Source organism: Rugamonas fusca (genome assembly GCF_014042365.1).
Classification (GTDB): Bacteria; Pseudomonadota; Gammaproteobacteria; order Burkholderiales; family Burkholderiaceae_D; genus Rugamonas; species Rugamonas fusca.
Genome location: NZ_JACEZS010000006.1, coordinates 150598 through 170132 on the forward strand (window position 1 = coordinate 150598; position 19535 = coordinate 170132).

Consider the following 19535-nt stretch of genomic DNA (forward strand, 5'->3'; position numbering starts at 1 on the left):
CGCTGGCCATGCATAGCGATGATTAGCGGCCGGAACAGGTCTTAATTAAACGCATACAAAGTATTCTTCCTGGCAACGCCATGCCGCCGGGTTCACTCGATCAGCTGGTTCTTGATGGCGTAGTGGGTCAGCTCGGCGCTGTTCTTGAGCTTCATCTTCACCAGCAGCCGGGCCCGGTATTCGCTCACCGTCTTGACCGACAGCGACAATTCCTTGGCGATGGCGCCCACCGTCTTGCCCGAGGCGATCATGGTCAGGGTCTGGTATTCGCGGTCCGACAGGGCGTCGTGCGGGGGCGCCTCGTGGTCCTCGCCCACGTGGTTGGCCAGCTCCTGGGCCAGGGCGGGGCTGATGTACTTGAGGCCACCGGCCACCTGACGGATCGCCGTCACCAGTTCGCGCGGCGCGCTCTGCTTGGTCAGGTAGCCGGCCGCGCCCGCCTTGAGCGAGCGGATCGCATATTGATCCTCGCGGTGCATGGACAGCATCAGCACGGCCAGGTCCGGCTTTTCCTTCTTGATCTGTTTGAGCACTTCGATGCCGTTGCGGTCAGGCAGGGAGATGTCGAGCAGGATCACCTGGCAGTCGGCCTTGCGGAACAGCTTGATGGCGTCCAGCCCGTTCTCGGCCTCGCCGGCCACGACGATGTCCCCCGTCTCGGCCAGGATCTGTTTCAAGCCTTCGCGCACGATGGCGTGGTCGTCGGCGATGAAGACCTTGATGATGGCTTTTTCTGTCATGGATGAATCTTATACCCGGTTACGCTATTTCGCGGTGGAAACACTCTGATCCACTATTGTAGCGCCGGCCGGGGCCGGAATGGCGCCCGGATGCTGGCCATCGCATTTAATTTTGACGGCCACCACGGTGCCGCCGCCGACGGCGTGGCTCAGCGTCAACGTGCCGCCCAGCGCGCGCGCCCGTTCCGTCATGCCGCGGATGCCGAACGATTCGGGCTTGGCGCGGTCGCCCTGCCAGATGCCGCCGCCGTTGTCGCTGATTTTCAGGCTCACGTGGTGGCGGGTGCGGGCCAGCTTGACGGTGACGCGGGTGGCGCCGGCGTGCTTGGCGATGTTGGTCAACGCTTCCTGCACGATGCGGAACAGGGCCGTGGTCTGGTCGTTGTCGAGCGCGAACTCGCGGGCGTTGGCGCTGAAGGCGCAATGGACGCCGGCCTGTTGCTCGAATTCCTTGCACAGCCATTCGAGGGCGACCACCAGGCCCAGGTCCAGCAGGGGCGGGCGCAAGTCCAGTGAGATGCGGTGCACGGCGTCGATGGTGCGGTCGACCAGCGCATCGACGTAGGCGGCCTTGTCGTGCAGCGTCGTGTCGCCCTCGGGCAGGCGGGCCGAGAGCATGGCCAGCGCCATCTTGATGGCCGTCAGGTTGCCGCCCAGGTCGTCGTGGATCTCGCGCGCGATGCGGGTGCGTTCCTGTTCCTTGACCTTCTCGATGTGGGCCGTCAGCTCGGCCAGCCGGGCGCGCGACTGGCGCACTTCCTGCTGCTCGCGCCGGCTTTCCGTGATGTTGGTCATGATGCCTTCCCAGCGCACGGCGCCGCCGGGCAGCGCGTGCGGGGTGGCGCGCAGGTTGATCCACTTGATGTCTTTCCACGCCTCGATCCAGATCCGGCCTTCCCAGTTCCAGCTGGACAGGGTGCTGGCCGAGGTTTGCATGGCGTCCAGGTAGGACAGCCGGTCCGGTTCCAGGATCAGGGCCAGGAAGCATTCGGGCGCCGCGTGCAGGGCGGCCGGCGTCAGGCCCAGCAGGGCCTGGCAGCCCTCGCTCAGGTAGGGGAAGGACACGCGCTGGTCGGGGTGCAGCTCGAACTGGTACACCAGGCCGGGCGTGTTGGAGACGATGGCGTCCAGGCGGGCCCGGACCTGGGCCAGCTCGGCGGCCACGGCGGCCGGGTCGGTGGAAACGGTAGGATCAGTCATCATTCGTGGTCATCGGAAAAACGGCGGCGGCGGGCGCGCCAGCGGGCCGCGTAGCGGCGCAATACCCGCGTTGGCCACCAGCGCTTGCGCGGCAGGCGGCGGCGCCAGCGGCGCACGGCGGCGGCCAGCGCCTGCATTTCGCGCCACGCGGCCGTCGCTTGCAGGCGGGCGATCCAGCGCTGCTTGAGCGCCAGGAACCAGGCCAGCAGGCTGGCGAACCAGGCGATGGTCAGCAGCGTGGGGCGGGTCAGTGCGTACAGGCGGGCCACGGCCGCCGCGCCGGCCACCTTGGCCGTCACGATCACGGCCAGGCCCATGACGGCGTGGCCGCGGGCCATGGCGAACAGGGCCAGCAGCTTGACGGGAAACAGCAGCAGGGCCGGCAGCACGAACACGGCCATGGCGGCCATCGGACGCAGGCCCTGCAGCCACGCTTCGAGCCGGTGCAGCGGCGGCCAGCGGGCCAGGTAGGCCATCAGGGCCGCGCCCAGGTCCCACAGCCAGTCCTCCAGCAGCAGGAACAGGGCGGCCACGTAGACCAGGGGCGCCGTCAGCCGGCGCCGCGCGGTGGGCGAGAGTTTCATGCCGGATTGGCCGGGAGGGCGAGTGCGCGCATGCGCAGATCATACGTGAAAAAACACCTGCTGCGCAGGGCGCCGGCGAGCCGCTACAATAGACGCCATGAACAAAGCCTTTGTCAAAGAATCCGACCACGACGACGATGAGGAAGCGGCCGCGCTGGCGCTGGCCATCCCGCCCGGGTCGAAGAACTACATCACGCCGGCCGGCTACCAGCGCATCAAGGATGAGCTGCTGCAGCTGATCGATGTCGAGCGCCCGGAAGTGGTGCGCATCGTGCACTGGGCCGCCTCCAACGGCGACCGTTCCGAAAATGGCGACTACATCTACGGCAAGCGGCGGCTGCGCGAGATCGACCGCCGCATCCGCTTCCTGACCAAGCGCATGGACCTGGCGGCCGTGGTCGATCCCAGCGTGCACCATGGCAGCGACCAGGTGTTCTTCGGCGCCACCGTCACGTATTGCAACCAGACGGGCGAGGAGCGCACCATCACCATCGTCGGCATCGACGAACTGGACCCGCTCAAGGGCAAGATCAGCTGGGTGGCCCCGGTGGCGCGCGCGCTGACCAAGGCGCGGGTGGGCGACGTGGTCAGCTTCCAGGCGCCGCACGGGCTGGAGGAGCTGGAAATCCTGGAAGTGCATTATCCGGCGCCCGACGCAGGCTGAAAAATCGGGGACGGACTCCGGTTTTCCCTTGTGGGAAAACCGGAGTCCGTCCCCGATTTATCAGCTGCGCTCGCGCAGGATGCGGTTGACGCCGGCCACGCGGCGCACGTTGCGCAGCAGGCCGGCCAGGTGCACGCGGTCCTTGACCTGGATCGTGAAGCGCAGCTGGTGCAGGATGTGTTCCTTGTCCTCGTCCATGCCCACGTAGGTGATGTTGGCGTCCGATTCGCCGATCTCGGCCGCCACCCGCGCCAGGATGCCTTTTTCGTTGTTGATCAAGAGCTTGATGCGGCAATCGAAACGCCGGTTCAGCTCGCTGCCCCACTTGACGGCGATCCAGCGGTCCGGCTCCTTGCCTTTCTGGCGCTTGGCCAGCGTGCAGTCGCTGGTGTGCACCAGCAAGCCCTGGTCGCGCCGCAGCTGGCCGATGATGGCGTCGCCGGGGATCGGCAGGCAGCACTGGGCCAGTTGCACGGACACGCCTTCGCTGCCACAGATGGTGACGGGGTCCAGCTCGGTCGCGCTGTTGTGGTCGATCGGCGCGCTGGCCGATTCGCCCCCCTTGAGGCCGAAGATGTGGCGCGCCACCAACGCCGCCATGCGCTTGCCGATGCCGATGTCGGCATACAACTCGTCCAGTGACTTGGCGCTCGATTCGTTGAGCAGCCGTTCCACCAGCTGGTCTTCCATCGACGGGTCGATGCCCAGCGTGGTCAGGGCCTGGGCCAGCAACTGCTTGCCCAGCGTGATCGATTCGGGCAGGTTGATGGTGCGCAGGTGGTGGCGGATGGCCGAGCGCGCCTTGCCGGTGCGCACGAACGACAGCCACGTGGGGCTGGGCCGCGAGTTGTTGTCCGTGACGATCTCGACGATGTCGCCATTGCGCAATTCCGTGCGCAGCGAGGCCGGCTCGTTGTTGATGGTGACCGACACCGTGTGGTCGCCGATGCCGGTGTGGATCGAATACGCGAAGTCGATCGCCGTGGCGCCGCGCGGCAGCGCGATGATCTTGGACTTGGGCGTGAACACGTAGACGGAATCGGGGAACAGGTCGACCTTCACGTGTTCCAGGAATTCGGCCGAGTCGCCCGTCTGCTGCTGGATGTCGAGCAGCGATTGCAGCCACGCATGGGTGCGCTGCTGCAGGTCCGACAGGTTGGAGTCGCCATTCTTGTACAGCCAGTGCGCCGCCACGCCCGATTCGGCCGTGCGGTGCATTTCCTGGGTGCGGATCTGGAATTCGACGGGCGTGCCGTAAGGGCCGATCAGCGTCGTGTGCAGCGACTGGTAGCCGTTGAGCTTGCGGATCGCGATGTAATCCTTGAACTTGCCCGGCATGGGCTTGTACAGCGAGTGCAGCGTACCGAGTGCCACGTAGCAGTTGGGGAAGCTGTCGACCACCACGCGGAAGCCGTACACGTCCAGCACCTGCGAGAACGACAGGTGCTTGCTGCGCATCTTCTTGTAGATGCCATACAGTGTCTTTTCGCGGCCATACACTTCGGCATGGATGTTGGCCATGGCCAGCGTGCTCTTGACCGCTTCCAGGATCTTCTTGACCACTTCGCGCCGGTTGCCGCGGGCCGCCTTGACGGCCTTGGACAGCGTGCGGTAGCGCAGCGGGTATAGATGGCAGAACGACAGGTCCTGCAGTTCGCGGTAGATGTTGTTCAGGCCCAACCGGTGCGCGATGGGCACGTACACTTCCATGGTCTCGCCGGCGATGCGGGCCTTCTTGGCCGGCGCCATCACGTCCAGCGTGCGCATGTTGTGCAGGCGGTCAGCCAGCTTGATGAGGATCACGCGCACGTCCGAGGCCATGGCCAGCAGCATCTTGCGGAAGTTTTCCGCCTGCGCTTCGATCTGGCTCTGGAACTCGATCTTTTCCAGCTTGGACAGGCCATCCACCAGGCTGGCCACGGGCGCGCCGAAGCGCTCGATCAGTTCTTCCTTCTTGACGTCCTGGTCTTCCATCACGTCGTGCAGCAGCGCGGCCATGATCGCTTGCGCGTCCAGCTTCCAGTCGGCGCAGATCTCGGCCACGGCGATCGGGTGCGAGATGTACGGTTCGCCCGACTTGCGCACCTGGCCCAGGTGCATCTCATCCGAGAAGCGGTAGGCTTCCTTGACTTTTTTCAGGTCGGCCGGGCTCATGTATTCGGCCAGTTTTTCCGTCAGGTGGGTGACGGAGGCCACGCCGGCGGTGACAACGGGGGCGGCTAATGGGGGCGACATGGGCGTGGGCGAAACTGGGGCGGGGTTTGCTGCAGGTGTGACGGTGCTGGCGCCAGCCGCCGTGGGCGGGGTCTTGGCGCGGGTGCCGGAAGTGAGGGTATCGGCAGGAGTCAGGTTCATCTTGTTCGCGTTCCGTCGCAGTGAAATGGTCAACACGCCAGCTGCATTATTGCAGAACTGCCCAGGTCCTGACCATCATCACTTTGCGGGAACGCGGGTGCCACTTACATCGGAACCTTTTTCAGCATTTCCAGACCGACTTTGCCGGCCGCGATTTCGCGCAGGGCGACCACGGTCGGCTTGTCCTTGGCTTCCACTTTAGGCGTGTGGCCTTGCAGCAGCTGGCGCGCGCGGTAGGTGGCGGCCAGGGTCAGCTGGAAGCGGTTGGGGATATTCTTGAGGCAATCTTCAATCGTGATGCGGGCCATCTTAACTCCTAAAAGCGGGTGTAATTATTCTGCGTGGATGCCCAGTTGGGCGAAGAGCGATGCGTTGCGGGCCGCTTGTTGCGCAAACCGGCAACGGGCCGCTCGGACGATCGCGCTCAGCTCCGACAGGGCGACCGAAAAGTCTTGGTTGATAATAACATACTCGAACTCCGGCGCGTGGGCGATTTCGCCGCCGGCCGCCAGCAGGCGCCGCGTGATCACGTGGGGCGCGTCGGTGGCGCGCTTGTTCAGGCGTTCCTCGAGCGCGTCGATCGACGGCGGCAGGATGAAGATGCCGGCCGCCTGCGGGAACTGCTTTTTCACCTGACGGGCGCCCTGCCAGTCGATCTCGAGCAGGATGTCGGTGCCGGTCTGCATTTGCTGCTCGACCATGATGCGCGAGGTGCCGTAGTAATTACCATGCACTTCCGCCCATTCGAGGAATTCGCCAGCCTGGGCGCGGGCCACGAAGTCTTCCGCGTTGGTGAAATAGTATTCCTTGCCGTGGGTTTCGCCCGGACGGGGGGCGCGGGTGGTGGTGGAAATCGACAGCTTGATGGCCGGTTCCTGCGCCAGCAGCGCGTTGACCAGGGTCGATTTGCCGGCGCCCGACGGCGCCACTACCATGAACAGGCTGCCGGAGAAGGCGGTAGGTTGGCTCATGTTGATCTTTCCAAACGTGGGCGTCGCCCAAAGGCGCATTTTACCAAAAGCAATGGTTGACCGCTACTTCGGCAGGGTGGCAGTCAGTTTGCACAGGGCTCGTCCGCTGCGGCGCGGTGTTGGCCCTGGGCAGGATTGCTGGTCCACGGCCGGATGTTGGCCAAGGTCTCGGCAAGGCGGTCTTTCGCCATGGCAGCCTCGTAGTCCATTTGTAACCCGATCCAAAACCCATCCGACATCCCGAAGAAACGGGACAGGCGCAAGCCGGTATCGGCCGTGATGCCGCGCGAGCCGGCCACAATTTCCCCGATGCGGCGCTGTGGCACCGCGATTTCCTTGGCCAGTCGGTACTGGGTGATGCCCATGGGCTTCAGAAACTCTTCGAGGAGGATTTCGCCGGGGTGAGGGTAGGGGACGCTGCGCATGATGCTAGCTCAATTAGTGATAATCGACGATTTCTACGTTGGCCGGACCAGCTGGGGTCCAACAAAAACAAATGCGGAACTGATCATTGATGCGAATGCTGTGTTGGCCTTTGCGATTGCCCTTGAGTGCCTCTAGCCTGTTGCCAGGTGGTATGCGCAGATCATCGAGCACGGCGGCACGGTTCAACATGGCAAGTTTGCGCATTGCGACGGCTTCGAATTTGACGAAGCGCTGGATGCGGCAGCCATGGAACAAGCTCTTCGTTTCAGCGCATGCGAAGGAAACAATGGGCATGGTTGATAGTACTGCTGATCGATACTATTGGCAATCGTTAGTGCTAGCGCCTCCTACTAGCAATTCACCGCGCATGTATGAGACGCCGATATTGGACATGAGCAGTGACCAAGTAAAGCTTGACGTTGGGTAACTGCTACATAACTGCAAGATGGAAGGGCTAGTCTTGACGATAATGCGTGATTTCTGCATTTAAGCGGTTCATTGTTTTCTCGTATCGCTTGGTGACGTTCCAGTACTTACCCAGATGGTATAAAGAGAAAAGATAAGTCGTCCCACCGACAGCCCAGTTTCGAAGGGGCTCGTATTTTGCGAAGTTGGATGGCGGCAAAGAAACCAAGGCGGCACACATCGTACCGGCTCCGATTATTGCCAAAATGATAAGCACCGATTCCAATAGGTACGCTTGCTGGGCGGGTGGTGAAGCCCGAAGTCTTTCATAGAAAGCCTTCTCCTTAATGAGCTTGGGAACTTTGCGAATGCCTCGAAGACGCTGGAGTTCTCCCCTGGCACTGATGTATCCGAGAAGGCGTCCAGTAATTGAAAGTGCGCTGTTAAACCAGTCGAGTGCTGTCATGAGTGGGGCTACTTTCAGTTCAGGCTGGCGTGGAAGCTGTCCGGTTGACCGCAATGTCGGGCTACTTGCTAGTAATCAAAGCCATAGTCATTGACGGCAATTTGGACGCCAAACAAGGTTTCCAATTTATTGGCTTTGCTTTGAAGCCAGAGCAAAGCATCCTCATTAAAATGATCGACCTCGAAGAAGACAACCTTGTTTCGATTCCCCAGAATCGTCGCTTCAAATGACACGAAGCCTGCGCCCTTCGCTTTGCGCATAAAACAAATTGATAGGCCGTCTAGGTTTTCCGTGTTGATCGAAATCGCTTGATGATTACGGGCGATACCAATCGAATTTGAGCTACTGTCCTTCCATCCGATTAAATGCCAAGGTTTTGCGTTGACGCTAAGTTTGGTTACATTCGACGGCACTCCGTCGTGATTGCTCCGGCCAGGAGGAATTGTGAATGGCCACGAAACGCTTTCCTCGAGAACTTCGAGCTGAATCATCAATGGGGCCAGCATGAACGGATGTTGTGCCAATATTCTAAAAAAGCCAACATGCCAGATAACGATATTTTGAGCAAGACCAATAGCGACAATAGTTTTGCGGCGAACGCCTATGGGCCGATGGCCGTGCAAAGGTCGCAATGTCACCAAATCAACTTAGGTTACGCAAGAAGAAAGTGCGGAGGCGGACAGCGGCCCGACGTCAGGTAGTACGGTATCGAATGCCGTAACGTGACAATTGAGGACAGGAAGAACGCGGCAGGGCGCCGGGGGACGCCCTGTCCTTGCGCTTACTCCAGGTTCTGCACCTGCTCACGCATCTGCTCGATCAGCAGCTTCAGTTCCATCGACGCGTCGGCCAGTTCCTTGACGGAAGCCTTGGCGCCCAGCGTGTTCGCTTCGCGGTTCAGTTCCTGCATCATGAAGTCCAGGCGCTTGCCGACCTGGCCGCCTTTTTTCAGGATGTGGCGGGTTTCCGTCAGGTGGGCCGACAGGCGGCCCAGTTCCTCGGCCACGTCGATGCGGATGCCGTACAGGATCACTTCCTGGCGGATGCGCTCCAAGGCGTCCTGGCGCGACAGCGACGAATTCGAGCCCTGGCAGGCCAGGCCCAGCGCGTCCTGCATGCGTTCCACGGCTTTCTGCTGGAACGCGGCCACCACTTGCGGGATCAACGGGGTGATGCGCTTGACGATGGCTTCCATGGCGTCGATGCGGGCCGTCAGCATGGCTTCCAGCGCCGCGCCTTCGCGCTGGCGGCTGGTGACGAAGGCGGCCACGGTGCGGGCCGTGAGCGCGGCCACGTCCGCTTGCAGCGATTCCTGGCCGATCTGGGCTTCCTCGATCACGCCTGGCCAGCGCAGCAATTCCGCCACAGTCATGGCCGGCGCGTTGACGAAATGCTTGCCCACTTCGAGTTGCAAACGTTGCAATTCACCGAGCAGCGCCATGTTCAGCGCCGTGCTGCCGGTGGTGGCCGCCTTGCGTCCGAAACTCAGACGAATCTCCACCTTGCCCCGGGTGATGGCGGCCATGATGGCGGCGCGCAAGTCCGGTTCGAGGGCGCGCAAATCGTCGTTTATTCGAAACTGTAGGTCAAGAAAACGCGAATTCACGCTCTTGATTTCGATCGTCAAGGTTCCCGCCGCGCTCTCGCTGGTGGCAACCGCGTAGCCTGTCATGCTGGAAATGCTCAAAGGATGTCCCCGGTTTAATCTTTACAAATCAGTGAATTATCCACACAATCCGGTTGTTGAGGCGAGGAAACTTATGGCTGCACAAAACAACGCCCCGTTACCAGATGGCCTGGAAATTGCTGGATATCGCATTGTAAAGAAAATTGCGTCCGGTGGGTTCAGTATTGTTTATCTGGCCTACGATCCGGATGGAAATGCGGTGGCGATCAAGGAATATCTGCCCAGTTCGCTGGCGTTACGCCAGCCAGGTGAACTGGTGCCCGCCATTTCCAAGGCCAACCTGCCCGTGTTTCGCATCGGCCTCAAGTGCTTTTTCGAGGAGGGGCGGGCGCTGGCCCGCATCGCCCACCCCAACGTGGTGAGCGTGCTCAATTTCTTCCGCGCCAACGACACGGTGTACATGGTGATGGCCTACGAATCCGGCCACTCGCTGCAGGAACATATCGCGCGTCTCAAAGCCAAGGGCAGCCGGCCCAACGAGGCGTTCATCCGCCAGATCTTCACCCAGGTGTTGCGCGGCTTGCGCGAGGTGCACGCCAACAAGCTGCTGCACCTGGACCTCAAGCCGGCCAACATCTACCTGCGCACGGACGGCACGCCCATGCTGCTCGACTTCGGCGCGGCGCGCCAGACCGTCAACACCGACCTGCCCAAGCTCACGCCCATGTACACGCCCGGCTTCGCGCCGCCCGAACTGTACACGCGCAATGCGGCGCTGGGGCCGTGGACGGACGTGTACAGCATCGGCGCCTCGATGTTCGCCTGTATGGTGGGTTCGCCGCCACAACCGGCCGACCAGCGCAAGACTGAGGATAAAATGGAGGCGCATTTCCAGAAGCTCGATGGGCTGTATTCGGAGGAGCTGATCAAGCTGGTGCGCTGGTGCCTGGAGCTCGACCCGCTGGCCCGGCCGCAAAGCCTGTTCGCGCTGCAGAAGGTGCTGCAGGCGCCGGCCCCGGAAGCGCCCGCGCCGGCGCCCCAGGGCACGCTGGAAAAGCTGGGCGGCGGCTTGCGCGGCCTGGTGGGCCGACTGGGCGGCATCGGACGCGGCAAGGACAAGGCCGGCGCCAAGGCGGGACCCGACACGCAGCATTAGCGTCTAACGACGGCATCAACCTACGCATCAACCTACTCAGGGCCTCACCATGCAATTCTCCGTCTATCAGGAAAGCCACATCGGCGGCCGCAAGGTCAACCAGGACCGCATGGGCTACAGCTTCACCCGCGACGCGCTGCTGCTGGTGCTGGCCGACGGCATGGGGGGGCATTTGCGCGGCGAAGTGGCGGCCACCATCGCGCTGCAGACGATTTCCACCATGTTCCAGCAGCAGGCTACGCCCTACGTGAAAAAGCCGGAGCGCTTCCTGGAGCTGGCCTGCATGGCGGCGCACCACGAGATCCACCGCTACAGCGCCGCCAACAACCTGCCGGACACGCCGCGCACCACGGTGGTGGTATGCCTGGTCCAGCACAACACGGCCATCTGGGCCCATGTGGGCGACTCGCGGTTGTACTGGCTGCGCAGCGGCCACGTGCTGGCGCGCACGCGCGACCACTCGCACGTGGAAAGCCTGATCGCACGCGGCGTGGTGCCGCCATCGGCGCGCGCCACCCATCCAGACCGCAACAAGCTGTATAACTGCCTGGGGGCGGGCGTGGTGCCGCGCATCGAGATATCGGGCCGCGCCAGCCTGCTGCCGGGCGACCAGCTGCTGTTGTGCTCCGACGGTTTGTGGTCTATGCTGCCGGACGAAGACATGGCGCGCCGGCTGACCACGCAGACGGTGGTGCGTGCCGTCCCTGACCTGGTCAGCACGGCGCTGGCCAAGGCCGGTGCCGGCAGCGACAATGTGACGGCGCTGGCCATCATGTGGCAAGGTGGCGGCGTCACCGACGGCATCGCCAGCGTGACGGCGCCCGACATGTCCACCGTGATCTCGACCGAGGCGCTGCCGGAAGACCTGCACAGCACCACCATCCATGGCGGTGCGCCAGACAAGGCCCCAGCCGACGCCGCAGCTGAACCGGCGCCGGAAGTGGACGCCTTCAACGACGACGAAATCGAACGCGCCATCGCGGAAATCCGCGGTGCGATCGAAAAATCCTCCCAAATATTGAAATAGGAATCTTGATGACTTTTGTATCCCGCCCCAGCGGCCGCGCTGTCGATGCGCTGCGCCCCCTGCGCCTGACCCGCGACTACACCAAGCATGCCGAGGGTTCGGTGCTGATCGAATGCGGCGACACCAAGGTGATCTGCACCGCCAGCATCGAGGAAAAGGTGCCCGGCTTCCTGAAAGGCAAAGGGCAGGGCTGGATGACGGCCGAATATGGCATGCTGCCCCGTTCCACCCACACCCGCATGGACCGCGAAGCGGCGCGCGGCAAGCAGTCCGGCCGCACCCAGGAAATCCAGCGCCTGATCGGCCGCTCGCTGCGCGCCGCGTTCGACCTGGAAGCGATCGGCGAGCGCACGCTGCACCTCGACTGCGACGTGATCCAGGCCGACGGCGGCACCCGCACCGCGTCCATCACGGGCGCCATGGTGGCCGCCTACGACGCGTTCTCCAAGCTGGTGGCGCGCGGCGCCGTGCCGGCCATCCCCCTCAAACATTTTGTCGCCGCCATCTCGGTGGGCGTGTACCAGGGCGTGCCGGTGCTGGACCTGGATTACGTGGAAGACTCGGGCTGCGATACCGACATGAACGTGGTGATGACGGACGCCGGCCACTTCATCGAAGTGCAGGGCACGGCCGAAGGCGCGGCGTTCGACCGCGCCTGCATGAACCGCCTGCTGGACCTGGCCCAGGGCGGCATCGCGGACCTGATCAGGATGCAGAAGCAGGCGCTGGGCCTGGCGGACTGACGCCACCCGCGCCACCCATCCTCCGCTGGAGGAAGTCGACAAAGGCGACCGTCTTCAGCGCCAGAAAATCGCGCGCCGGATAGACGGCGTAGCTGGCCGGCGCCGGCGGCACCCGGTAATCGGCCAGCACCGGCACCAGTTCGCCGCGCGCCAGCTCCTCGCGCGCCAGCACCTGCGGGATGCGCAGGATGCCGGCGCCGGCCGCGGCGGCCGTCACCAGCGAGCCGCCATCGTTGACCTGCAATGGGCCATCGACCCTCACCACATACGGCCCTTCGTCGCCGATAAACGTCCACTCGTCGTAGACCTTGCCACCGTTGGTGTAGACCAGGCAGGCGTGCCCGCGCAGATCCTGCGGCGTGGCCGGCGTGCCGGCGCGCGCCAGGTAGGCGGGGGCTGCCACCATGACCGTCACGTTATCGGCCAGCTTGCGCGCCACCAGCGTGGAATCGACCAGGTTGGAGGTGCGGATGGCCACGTCGATCTGGTCCTCGATCAGGTCCACCAGCCGGTCTTCCAGTTGCAGCGACACCTTCACTTGCGGATACAGGGCCGCGAATTCGGCCAGCAGCGGCACCAGCGGACGGCGCCCGGCGATCGAGCACGACACGCGCAGCAGGCCGCGCACCTGCTGCTGGTACTGGTCGGTGATGTCAGCGATGCGTTCCAGCGCCTGTTCGATCTGCTGCGCCTGTTGCAGCACCAGCGCGCCGATCTCCGTCAGCGCCAGGCGCCGGGTGGAGCGCTGGATCAGGCGCGCGCCCAGTTCCAGTTCCAGCCGCGCCAGCTGGCGCGACACGACGGACTTGCCGCAGCCAAGCTGGGTCGCGGCCGCGCTGATGCTGCCGGCCCGCACGATGGCGGCGAAAATGGCCAGCCGCTGCGAATGGAGGGCGGGAGCGTGCAACGGTGTGGAGGGGATTGTCGCCATATGGGCAACAATGTAATGCTTAATTGATGACTAATCAAGCATCTCGCCACGTCCTATACTGCTGTTCGTTACCCGCCTTTATCCACCTTTTCGCGAGCGCAGACCACCATGTCCACCACCAATCACCAATTCCTGCTGGCCCGCCGTCCCCTGGGCGCCGTCCAGCGCAGCGATTTCGAGTACGCCGCCGTGCCCGTGCCGGCGCTGGCCGAGGGCGAACTGCTGATCAAGCTGGAATACATCTCGCTCGATCCGGCCATGCGTGGCTGGATGAACGCCAGCGAGGATTCGTATATCCCGCCGGTGGCGATTGGTGAAGTGATGCGCGCCATCGCCGTGGGCCAGGTGGTCGAGTCGCGCCATGCGGGCTTCGCGGCCGGCGATTACGTCAACGGCCTGCTGGGTGTGCAGGAATATGCCGTCTCGCGCGGCCAGGGCCTGACCAAGGTCGATCCCAAGCTGGCGCCGCTGCCGCTGTACCTGGGCGCGCTGGGCATGCCAGGCCTGACCGCTTATTTCGGCCTGCTCGATGTGGGCCAGCCCAAGGCCGGCGAAACGGTGGTGGTCTCCGGCGCGGCTGGCGCGGTGGGCGCCGTGGTGGGGCAGATCGCCAAGATCAAGGGCGCGCGCGTGGTCGGCATCGCCGGCGGCGCGGACAAGTGCCGCTACCTGGTCGACGTGCTGGGTTTCGACGCGGCCATCGACTACAAGAACGAAAACGTGGCGCAGGCGCTGCGCGAGCACTGCCCGCAGGGCGTGGACGTGTATTTCGATAACGTGGGCGGCGAGATCCTGGACGCGGTGCTGAACCGGCTGGCGCTCAACGCGCGCATCGTGATCTGCGGCGCCATCTCGCAGTACAACAACACCACGCCCGTGCGCGGCCCGGCCAACTACCTGCAATTGCTGGTCAAGCGCGCCACGATGAAGGGTGTGATGGTGGCGGACTACTATCCACGCGCGATGGAGGCCATCGTCGCCATGGGCGGCTGGATCAGGGAAGGCAAGCTGAAAACCCGCGAGGACGTGGTGCAGGGCCTGGATACCTTCCCCGAAACGTTCCAGAAGCTGTTTGACGGCAGTAACAACGGCAAGCTGGTGCTGCAGGTGGCGCGCGGCTGACCTTGGCCCGTGGCCATGACGCCGGCTGGCGAGGCCGGCGTCGTCGTTGGCGTTTGGGTTTACAATGGCGGCACTTCCAGCCCCGCGTGCGGGGCGCATTGCCACTCTAGCCAGATTACACATGACCCAACGTCTCATCCTTGCCTCCAACAATGCGGGCAAGCTCAAGGAATTTAACGAACTGCTGTCCACCGTCGGTTTCTCCGTGCACGCGCAGGGCGAATACAACGTGCCCGAAGCGGAGGAACCGCACATCACCTTCGTCGAGAACGCGCTGGAAAAGGCGCGCCATGCAGCGCGCCTGACCGGCTTGCCGGCGCTGGCCGACGACTCCGGCGTGTGCGTGAACGCGCTGGGCGGCGCGCCGGGCGTGTACTCGGCGCGCTACGCGGGCGAGCCCAAGTCCGACGCCGCCAACAGCGCCAAGCTGATCGCCGACCTGGCGCAGCATGCCGACAAGTCGGCCTATTACTATTGCGTGCTGGTCTACGTGCGCCATGCCGACGATCCGCAGCCCGTGATCGCGGAAGGCCGCTGGAACGGCGAAATGATCGCCGAGCCGCGCGGCCATGGCGGCTTTGGCTACGATCCCCACTTCTACATCGCGTCGCTGGGCAAATGCGCGGCCGAACTGACGTCGGACGAGAAGAACGCGCTGTCCCACCGTGGCCAGGCGCTGCGTGCACTGGTCGAAAAGCTGCGATGATCCCGATCAAAGTCGCGGGCGCGCCCGCCAAGCCAGCCATGGCCACGTCCGATGCGGCCGGCGCCGCCGTCAAGTACCTGCAGCCGGGCGCCCTGAACCTGCAGGCGCTGCCGCCGCTGTCGCTGTACGTGCACTTCCCGTGGTGCGTGCGCAAGTGCCCGTATTGCGACTTCAACTCGCACGAGGCCAAGGGCGGCGATTTCCCGGAACAGGAATACCTGGACGCGCTGCGCGCCGACCTGGAAATGGCGCTGCCGCTGATCTGGGGCAGAAAGATTTATACCGTTTTCATCGGCGGCGGCACGCCCAGCCTGCTGTCGGCGGCGGGGCTGGACCGGCTGCTGTCGGACCTGCGTACGCTGCTGCCTCTGGATGGCGATGCGGAAATCACGATGGAGGCCAACCCCGGCACGTTCGAGGCCGAGAAGTTCCGCTCCTATCGCGCCAGCGGCATCAACCGCCTGTCGATCGGTATCCAGAGCTTCGACGCGGGCCACTTGAAGGCGCTGGGCCGCATCCATGATGGCGACGAGGCGCGCCGCGCGGTGGAAATCGCGCAGGCCAATTTCGACAACTTCAACCTCGACCTGATGTACGCGCTGCCGTCGCAGACGCTGGCGCAGGCGCGGCTGGATGTGGAGACGGCCATGTCGTTCAAGCCGCCGCACCTGTCGCTGTACCATCTGACGATGGAGCCCAACACGGTGTTCGCCAAGTACCCGCCCACGCTGCCCGACGACGACGCCAGCGCCGATATGCAGGACATGATCGCGGAGCTGACGGCGGCCAACGGCTACGGCCAGTACGAAGTGTCGGCCTACGCCCAGCCGGGCCGGCAGGCGCGCCACAACCTGAACTACTGGGAGTTCGGCGACTACCTGGGCATCGGCGCGGGCGCCCACTCCAAGCTGTCGTTCCCCCATCGGGTGCTGCGCCAGGCCCGCTACAAGCAGCCGAAAAGCTACATGGAGCAGGTGCGTAACGGCACCCCGGTGCAGGAGGAATTCGAGATCGCGCGCGAGGACATGGGTTTCGAATTCATGCTCAACACGTTGCGGCTGCACGGCGGCTTCCCGCCCAACCTGTTCGCCGAGCGCACCGGCATGAGCCTGAACGCGATCGACAAGACGCTCAACGCGGCCGAGGCCAAGGGCTTGCTGTACCGCGACCACCTGGTGATTCGCCCGACGGAACTGGGGCAGCGCTTCCTGAACGATTTGCAGGAGATGTTCCTGCGGGCGTGAGTCTGCCGGGGTCACTGCGCGGCTGGCGGCTGCAGCGATACCAGTATCGACGCGGCCAGCAAGGTTGCCAGCAAGACCACGCTTTCCAGCCGCAGCACGGCGCGAACCCGCACTAGTCCTCGGTGCGACCGGCTGGCGGCGGGCAGCCCGATCACCTTGTTGTAGCCGCCCAGTGCGATGGCGGCCAGTACCAGCGCCATTTTGGCCAGCAGGATCGCGCCGTACCCTGTGTGCAGCAGGTGATCCGGCGTCCCCACCCGGCGCCAGGCGCTGTACACGCCCGTGACGACGATGGCCATCACCGCGGCCATGGCCGCGTGCGACATGCGGCACAGGTAGGTGTCTTGCGCGCCGATTTCGCCGGCGCTGCAGCGCGCATCATCGAGCGAGAACCACGCCGAGAGCAGCACCACGCCCAGCCAGACGCCGATGGCCGCATAGTGGATGGCTTCCGCCGCCAACGCCACGGACCAATAGCCTTCCTCGCCGGCGTGCCCCATCGATGCGCGCGTCAGTGCAAATAAGCCCAACGCCAGCAGGACGCCGACGTCGCCGGTACGGCGGCTCAGGCCAGTCCTGCCAGTCCACCGAAGCACCAGCAGCGCCACCATCGCCGCGATGGTGACGCAGCCGGCGCGGCCATAGTCCGTGCCGGTCAACATCTGCCAGAACATCGGGCACGCTTCGCGCAGGCCGACGTCGCCCATGATCGCGGTGGCGGCCAGCAGACCCACCGCACCGCTGACAACGCCCAATCCTGCGGCCATCCTGTCCAGCCGGCGCAGCGCGGGCTCGAAGTCACGCCGGCTGGCGCCGTCGGCGCGCATCCAGCGGCGCGCGCACCAGGCGCCAAGCAGCCAGGCGAAGCTGGCATTGAGCAGGAACGTTGAAGCGAGCTGCAGCAGCGAGACCGCATCCACTCACTTCACCGTGAATTTGAAATCGCCCTTGCGGCGGTGGCCATCGTGGCCGGCCACCGCCCAGTTGACCGTGTAGGTGCCCGAAGCCAGCGCTGGCACTGTTAGCCGCAGGATGGCCGGGTTGGCCGTATCGGGTTTGGCCTTGTCGGTCGCGACAGTTTTGCCCTGGCCGTCAGTTACGGTGATGCTGCTGAAGGCAGGTTCGACCTTTTCGCTAAACGTGAGCGCCACTTCGTTCGGCGCGGCGTCGACGGTGGCGCCAGCCGCCGGGTTGGAACTCTTCAGGCTCGCGTGCGCGGCCGCGTACGGACTGGCCAGCGTGGCGGCAGCCATGGCGGCGATGACCATGACGGTGCGTAGTGCTTTCATTCTCGGCTTCCTTCTGCATGGTGTGAATCGGTGTGCGCGACACTACACCTTACCACCGGCGGAAGGTCAAGAAATTTTCAATGGCCAGAGTAGGGCTCAGAATTCTTCCCAGTCCTGGTCGCCGCCGACGGTGGCCGCTTTGCGCGCGCTGGCCTTGGCCGGGGCGGGCGCAGGCACGGTGGCCAGGCGCCGGGGCGCCGCTGCCGCGACGCGCGCCGGGGCTGCCGGTGCTTTTTGCGCCGCCACCTTCACGGCGGGGGCGTGCGCCGGCGGCGCCAGCATGGCTTCGTTGCCCAGCTTGAATGAGGCGGCCACTTCGGCCAGCCGCGCCGCCTGCTCCTGCATGCTGGCCGCCGCTGCTGCCGCTTGTTCCACCAGCGCCGCGTTCTGCTGGGTCACGTTGTCCATCTGCGTGATGGCCGTGTTGACCTGGTCGATGCCCGCGCTTTGCTCGCTGCTGGCCGAGGTGATCTCGGCCATGATGCCGGTCACGCGCTTGACGCTGGCCACCACTTCCTGCATGGTGCTGCCGGCCTGCTGCACCAGGCGCGCGCCCTGGTCCACCTGTTCCACCGAGTCGTTGATCAGGGCCTTGATTTCCTTGGCCGCGCCGGCGCTGCGCTGGGCCAGGTTGCGCACTTCCGTCGCCACCACGGCGAAGCCGCGTCCCTGTTCGCCGGCGCGCGCCGCTTCCACGGCCGCGTTCAGGGCCAGGATGTTGGTCTGGAAGGCGATGCCGTCGATCACGCCGATGATGTCCACGATCTTCTTGGCCGACGCGTCGATGGACCCCATGGTGTCGACCACCTGGCCGACGATGGCGCCGCCTCTTTCCGCCACGTCCGACGCCGCCTTCGCCAGCACGTTGGCCTGGCGCGCGTTCTCGGCGTTCTGGCGCACGGTGGAGGTCAGTTCCTCCATCGAGGACGCCGTCTCCTCCAGCGAGCCGGCTTGCTGCTCCGTGCGCGAGGACAGGTCCTGGTTGCCGGCCGCGATCTGGGTCGAGGCGGTGGCGATGGTGTGGGTGCCTTGCTGCACCTGGCTGACCACGTGGCGCAGCGCGTCGTTCATGCCGTGCAGGGCTTTCATCAAGTCGCCGATTTCGTCGCGTGAGGTTTCGGCCTCAAATTTGGTGGTCAGGTCGCCCGTGGCGACGGTGCTGGCCACGCTCACCGCCGATTGCAGCGGCGCCGTGATGCTGCGCGAGATCACCCACGCGGCCAGGCTGCCGACCACGATCAGCAGCACCGACAATATCGTTTGCAGCAGCGTGCCCCGGTCGTTGGCCGCCTCGATCGCCAGCGCCGTGTCGTCTATGGCCTTGCGCTGGTAGGCCAGCAGCGCCTTGACCTTGTTCTGGTAGGCTGTGGCGGCCGGCGTGAACACTTGCTGGTACAGGCGCTCCGCTTCGGCCGCGTCGCCTTTCTTGCGGGCCGCCATCACGGCGTTCTTCGATGACTGGTAGGCGTTGCGCAGCGAGATGGCCTGGTCGTACAAGGCCTTTTCTTCCGGTGTAACGAGCAGTTCCTTGATGCTGGCCAGCAGCGCGCTGCCCTGCTTGACGCTGTCGGCGATCACGTCGGCGAAGGTGACGGACAAGGTCTCGTCCGTGCTGCGGGCGATCAGCGCCGTGCGGGCGATGGCCGAGTAGATCAGCACATACCAGTCCGACACGATGCGTTCCTTGGCCAGCGGCTTGGCCATCATCAGCTTGGTCGCCTCGGCGTTGGCGCGGGCGTCCACCAGCGCGACCGAGGTGGCGAACACGGACATCAACAACACGGCTGCGAAGCCGATCGAGAGGCGGGTGCGGATACGCAGGTGGGACAGGAATTTCATGGCGAATCTCCCTGAAAAGCCGGCCAGCCACGGGGGATTT

At 64.4% G+C, this 19535-nt stretch carries 22 protein-coding genes; 7 read left to right on the top strand and 15 right to left on the bottom strand.

Annotated elements, in window-relative coordinates; all coding sequences use genetic code 11:
* Positions 1-92 precede the first annotated feature (92 nt).
* Genes H3H36_RS09270 through H3H36_RS09280 form a run of 3 tightly spaced genes read right to left on the bottom strand, consistent with a single transcriptional unit; the run spans position 93 to position 2524 of the window.
* The gene (locus H3H36_RS09270) at positions 93-740 is read right to left on the bottom strand and encodes a response regulator (RefSeq protein WP_182216568.1); all 648 of its coding nucleotides are present in this window, start codon (positions 738-740) and stop codon (positions 93-95) included.
* A gap of 24 nt (positions 741-764) precedes the next feature.
* Complete coding sequence (locus H3H36_RS09275; RefSeq protein ID WP_182216571.1) at positions 765-1943, bottom strand: sensor histidine kinase; 1179 nt, start codon at positions 1941-1943, stop codon at positions 765-767.
* Complete coding sequence (locus H3H36_RS09280; protein ID WP_182216573.1) at positions 1940-2524, bottom strand: hypothetical protein; 585 nt, start codon at positions 2522-2524, stop codon at positions 1940-1942. The genes H3H36_RS09275 and H3H36_RS09280 overlap by 4 nt, the downstream gene beginning before the upstream one ends.
* A 97-nt stretch (positions 2525-2621) precedes the next feature.
* On the opposite strand from H3H36_RS09280, the gene greB reads away from it, so the two are divergent.
* Complete coding sequence (gene greB, locus H3H36_RS09285; RefSeq protein ID WP_182216576.1) at positions 2622-3188, top strand: transcription elongation factor GreB; 567 nt, start codon at positions 2622-2624, stop codon at positions 3186-3188.
* Positions 3189-3248: 60 nt separating this feature from the next.
* On the opposite strand, the gene H3H36_RS09290 is transcribed toward greB, so the two are convergent.
* From H3H36_RS09290 to H3H36_RS09325, 8 genes are all read right to left on the bottom strand, one after another.
* Positions 3249-5543: a RelA/SpoT family protein gene (locus tag H3H36_RS09290; protein ID WP_182216579.1), complete on the bottom strand. Its 2295-nt coding sequence runs from the start codon at positions 5541-5543 to the stop codon at positions 3249-3251.
* A gap of 104 nt (positions 5544-5647) precedes the next feature.
* Positions 5648-5851 carry a DNA-directed RNA polymerase subunit omega gene (gene rpoZ / locus H3H36_RS09295; protein ID WP_056443456.1) on the bottom strand — a complete coding sequence of 68 codons (204 nt, stop codon included), beginning with the start codon at positions 5849-5851 and terminating at the stop codon, positions 5648-5650.
* 24 nt (positions 5852-5875) lie between these two features.
* Positions 5876-6514, bottom strand: coding sequence for a guanylate kinase (gmk, locus tag H3H36_RS09300; protein ID WP_182216581.1), 639 nt, complete (start codon positions 6512-6514; stop codon positions 5876-5878).
* Positions 6515-6597: 83 nt separating this feature from the next.
* Positions 6598-6939: a HigA family addiction module antitoxin gene (locus H3H36_RS09305; RefSeq protein ID WP_182216584.1), complete on the bottom strand. Its 342-nt coding sequence runs from the start codon at positions 6937-6939 to the stop codon at positions 6598-6600.
* Positions 6940-6952: 13 nt separating this feature from the next.
* Entirely contained in the window at positions 6953-7234 is a 282-nt protein-coding gene (locus H3H36_RS09310) for a type II toxin-antitoxin system RelE/ParE family toxin (protein ID WP_182216586.1), read from the bottom strand.
* 160 nt (positions 7235-7394) lie between these two features.
* Positions 7395-7811: a hypothetical protein gene (locus tag H3H36_RS09315; protein WP_182216588.1), complete on the bottom strand. Its 417-nt coding sequence runs from the start codon at positions 7809-7811 to the stop codon at positions 7395-7397.
* Positions 7812-7879: 68 nt separating this feature from the next.
* Positions 7880-8449, bottom strand: a complete 570-nt coding sequence (locus H3H36_RS09320; RefSeq protein WP_182216591.1) for a class I SAM-dependent methyltransferase — start codon at positions 8447-8449, stop codon at positions 7880-7882.
* Between the two features lie 143 nt (positions 8450-8592).
* Complete coding sequence (locus tag H3H36_RS09325; RefSeq protein ID WP_182166579.1) at positions 8593-9483, bottom strand: YicC/YloC family endoribonuclease; 891 nt, start codon at positions 9481-9483, stop codon at positions 8593-8595.
* Between the two features lie 88 nt (positions 9484-9571).
* On the opposite strand from H3H36_RS09325, the gene H3H36_RS09330 reads away from it, so the two are divergent.
* Genes H3H36_RS09330 through rph form a run of 3 tightly spaced genes read left to right on the top strand, consistent with a single transcriptional unit; the run spans position 9572 to position 12364 of the window.
* Positions 9572-10594, top strand: coding sequence for a serine/threonine protein kinase (locus H3H36_RS09330; protein WP_182216593.1), 1023 nt, complete (start codon positions 9572-9574; stop codon positions 10592-10594).
* A gap of 49 nt (positions 10595-10643) precedes the next feature.
* Positions 10644-11621, top strand: a complete 978-nt coding sequence (locus tag H3H36_RS09335) for a PP2C family protein-serine/threonine phosphatase (RefSeq protein ID WP_182216595.1) — start codon at positions 10644-10646, stop codon at positions 11619-11621.
* 8 nt (positions 11622-11629) lie between these two features.
* The gene (rph, locus tag H3H36_RS09340; RefSeq protein WP_182216597.1) at positions 11630-12364 is read left to right on the top strand and encodes a ribonuclease PH; all 735 of its coding nucleotides are present in this window, start codon (positions 11630-11632) and stop codon (positions 12362-12364) included.
* On the opposite strand, the gene H3H36_RS09345 is transcribed toward rph, so the two are convergent.
* Positions 12327-13295 (bottom strand): LysR family transcriptional regulator, encoded by a 969-nt coding sequence (locus tag H3H36_RS09345; RefSeq protein WP_182216599.1) that lies wholly within the window; start codon positions 13293-13295, stop codon positions 12327-12329. The two genes, rph and H3H36_RS09345, sit on opposite strands and share 38 nt — an antisense overlap.
* A gap of 108 nt (positions 13296-13403) precedes the next feature.
* Between H3H36_RS09345 and H3H36_RS09350 the strand changes: the two genes are divergently transcribed.
* The 3 genes from H3H36_RS09350 (at position 13404) to hemW (ending at position 16367) form a co-directional block, all read left to right on the top strand.
* A complete protein-coding gene (locus H3H36_RS09350) occupies positions 13404-14417 on the top strand; it encodes an NADP-dependent oxidoreductase (protein WP_182216601.1) in 1014 nt (337 codons plus the stop codon).
* A 121-nt stretch (positions 14418-14538) separates the two neighbouring features.
* On the top strand, positions 14539-15123 hold the full coding sequence (rdgB, locus tag H3H36_RS09355; protein WP_182216603.1) for an RdgB/HAM1 family non-canonical purine NTP pyrophosphatase: 585 nt from the start codon (positions 14539-14541) through the stop codon (positions 15121-15123).
* Positions 15120-16367 (top strand): radical SAM family heme chaperone HemW, encoded by a 1248-nt coding sequence (hemW, locus tag H3H36_RS09360; protein WP_182216605.1) that lies wholly within the window; start codon positions 15120-15122, stop codon positions 16365-16367. Before rdgB ends, hemW begins: the two co-directional genes overlap by 4 nt.
* Before the next feature lie 11 nt (positions 16368-16378).
* On the opposite strand, the gene H3H36_RS09365 is transcribed toward hemW, so the two are convergent.
* From H3H36_RS09365 to H3H36_RS09375, 3 genes are all read right to left on the bottom strand, one after another.
* Positions 16379-17287 carry a CopD family protein gene (locus H3H36_RS09365; RefSeq protein ID WP_182216607.1) on the bottom strand — a complete coding sequence of 303 codons (909 nt, stop codon included), beginning with the start codon at positions 17285-17287 and terminating at the stop codon, positions 16379-16381.
* Positions 17288-17656, bottom strand: coding sequence for a copper homeostasis periplasmic binding protein CopC (copC, locus tag H3H36_RS09370; protein WP_182216609.1), 369 nt, complete (start codon positions 17654-17656; stop codon positions 17288-17290).
* A gap of 96 nt (positions 17657-17752) precedes the next feature.
* Positions 17753-19495 (bottom strand): methyl-accepting chemotaxis protein, encoded by a 1743-nt coding sequence (locus tag H3H36_RS09375; RefSeq protein WP_182216611.1) that lies wholly within the window; start codon positions 19493-19495, stop codon positions 17753-17755.
* Positions 19496-19535: the final 40 nt, after the last annotated feature.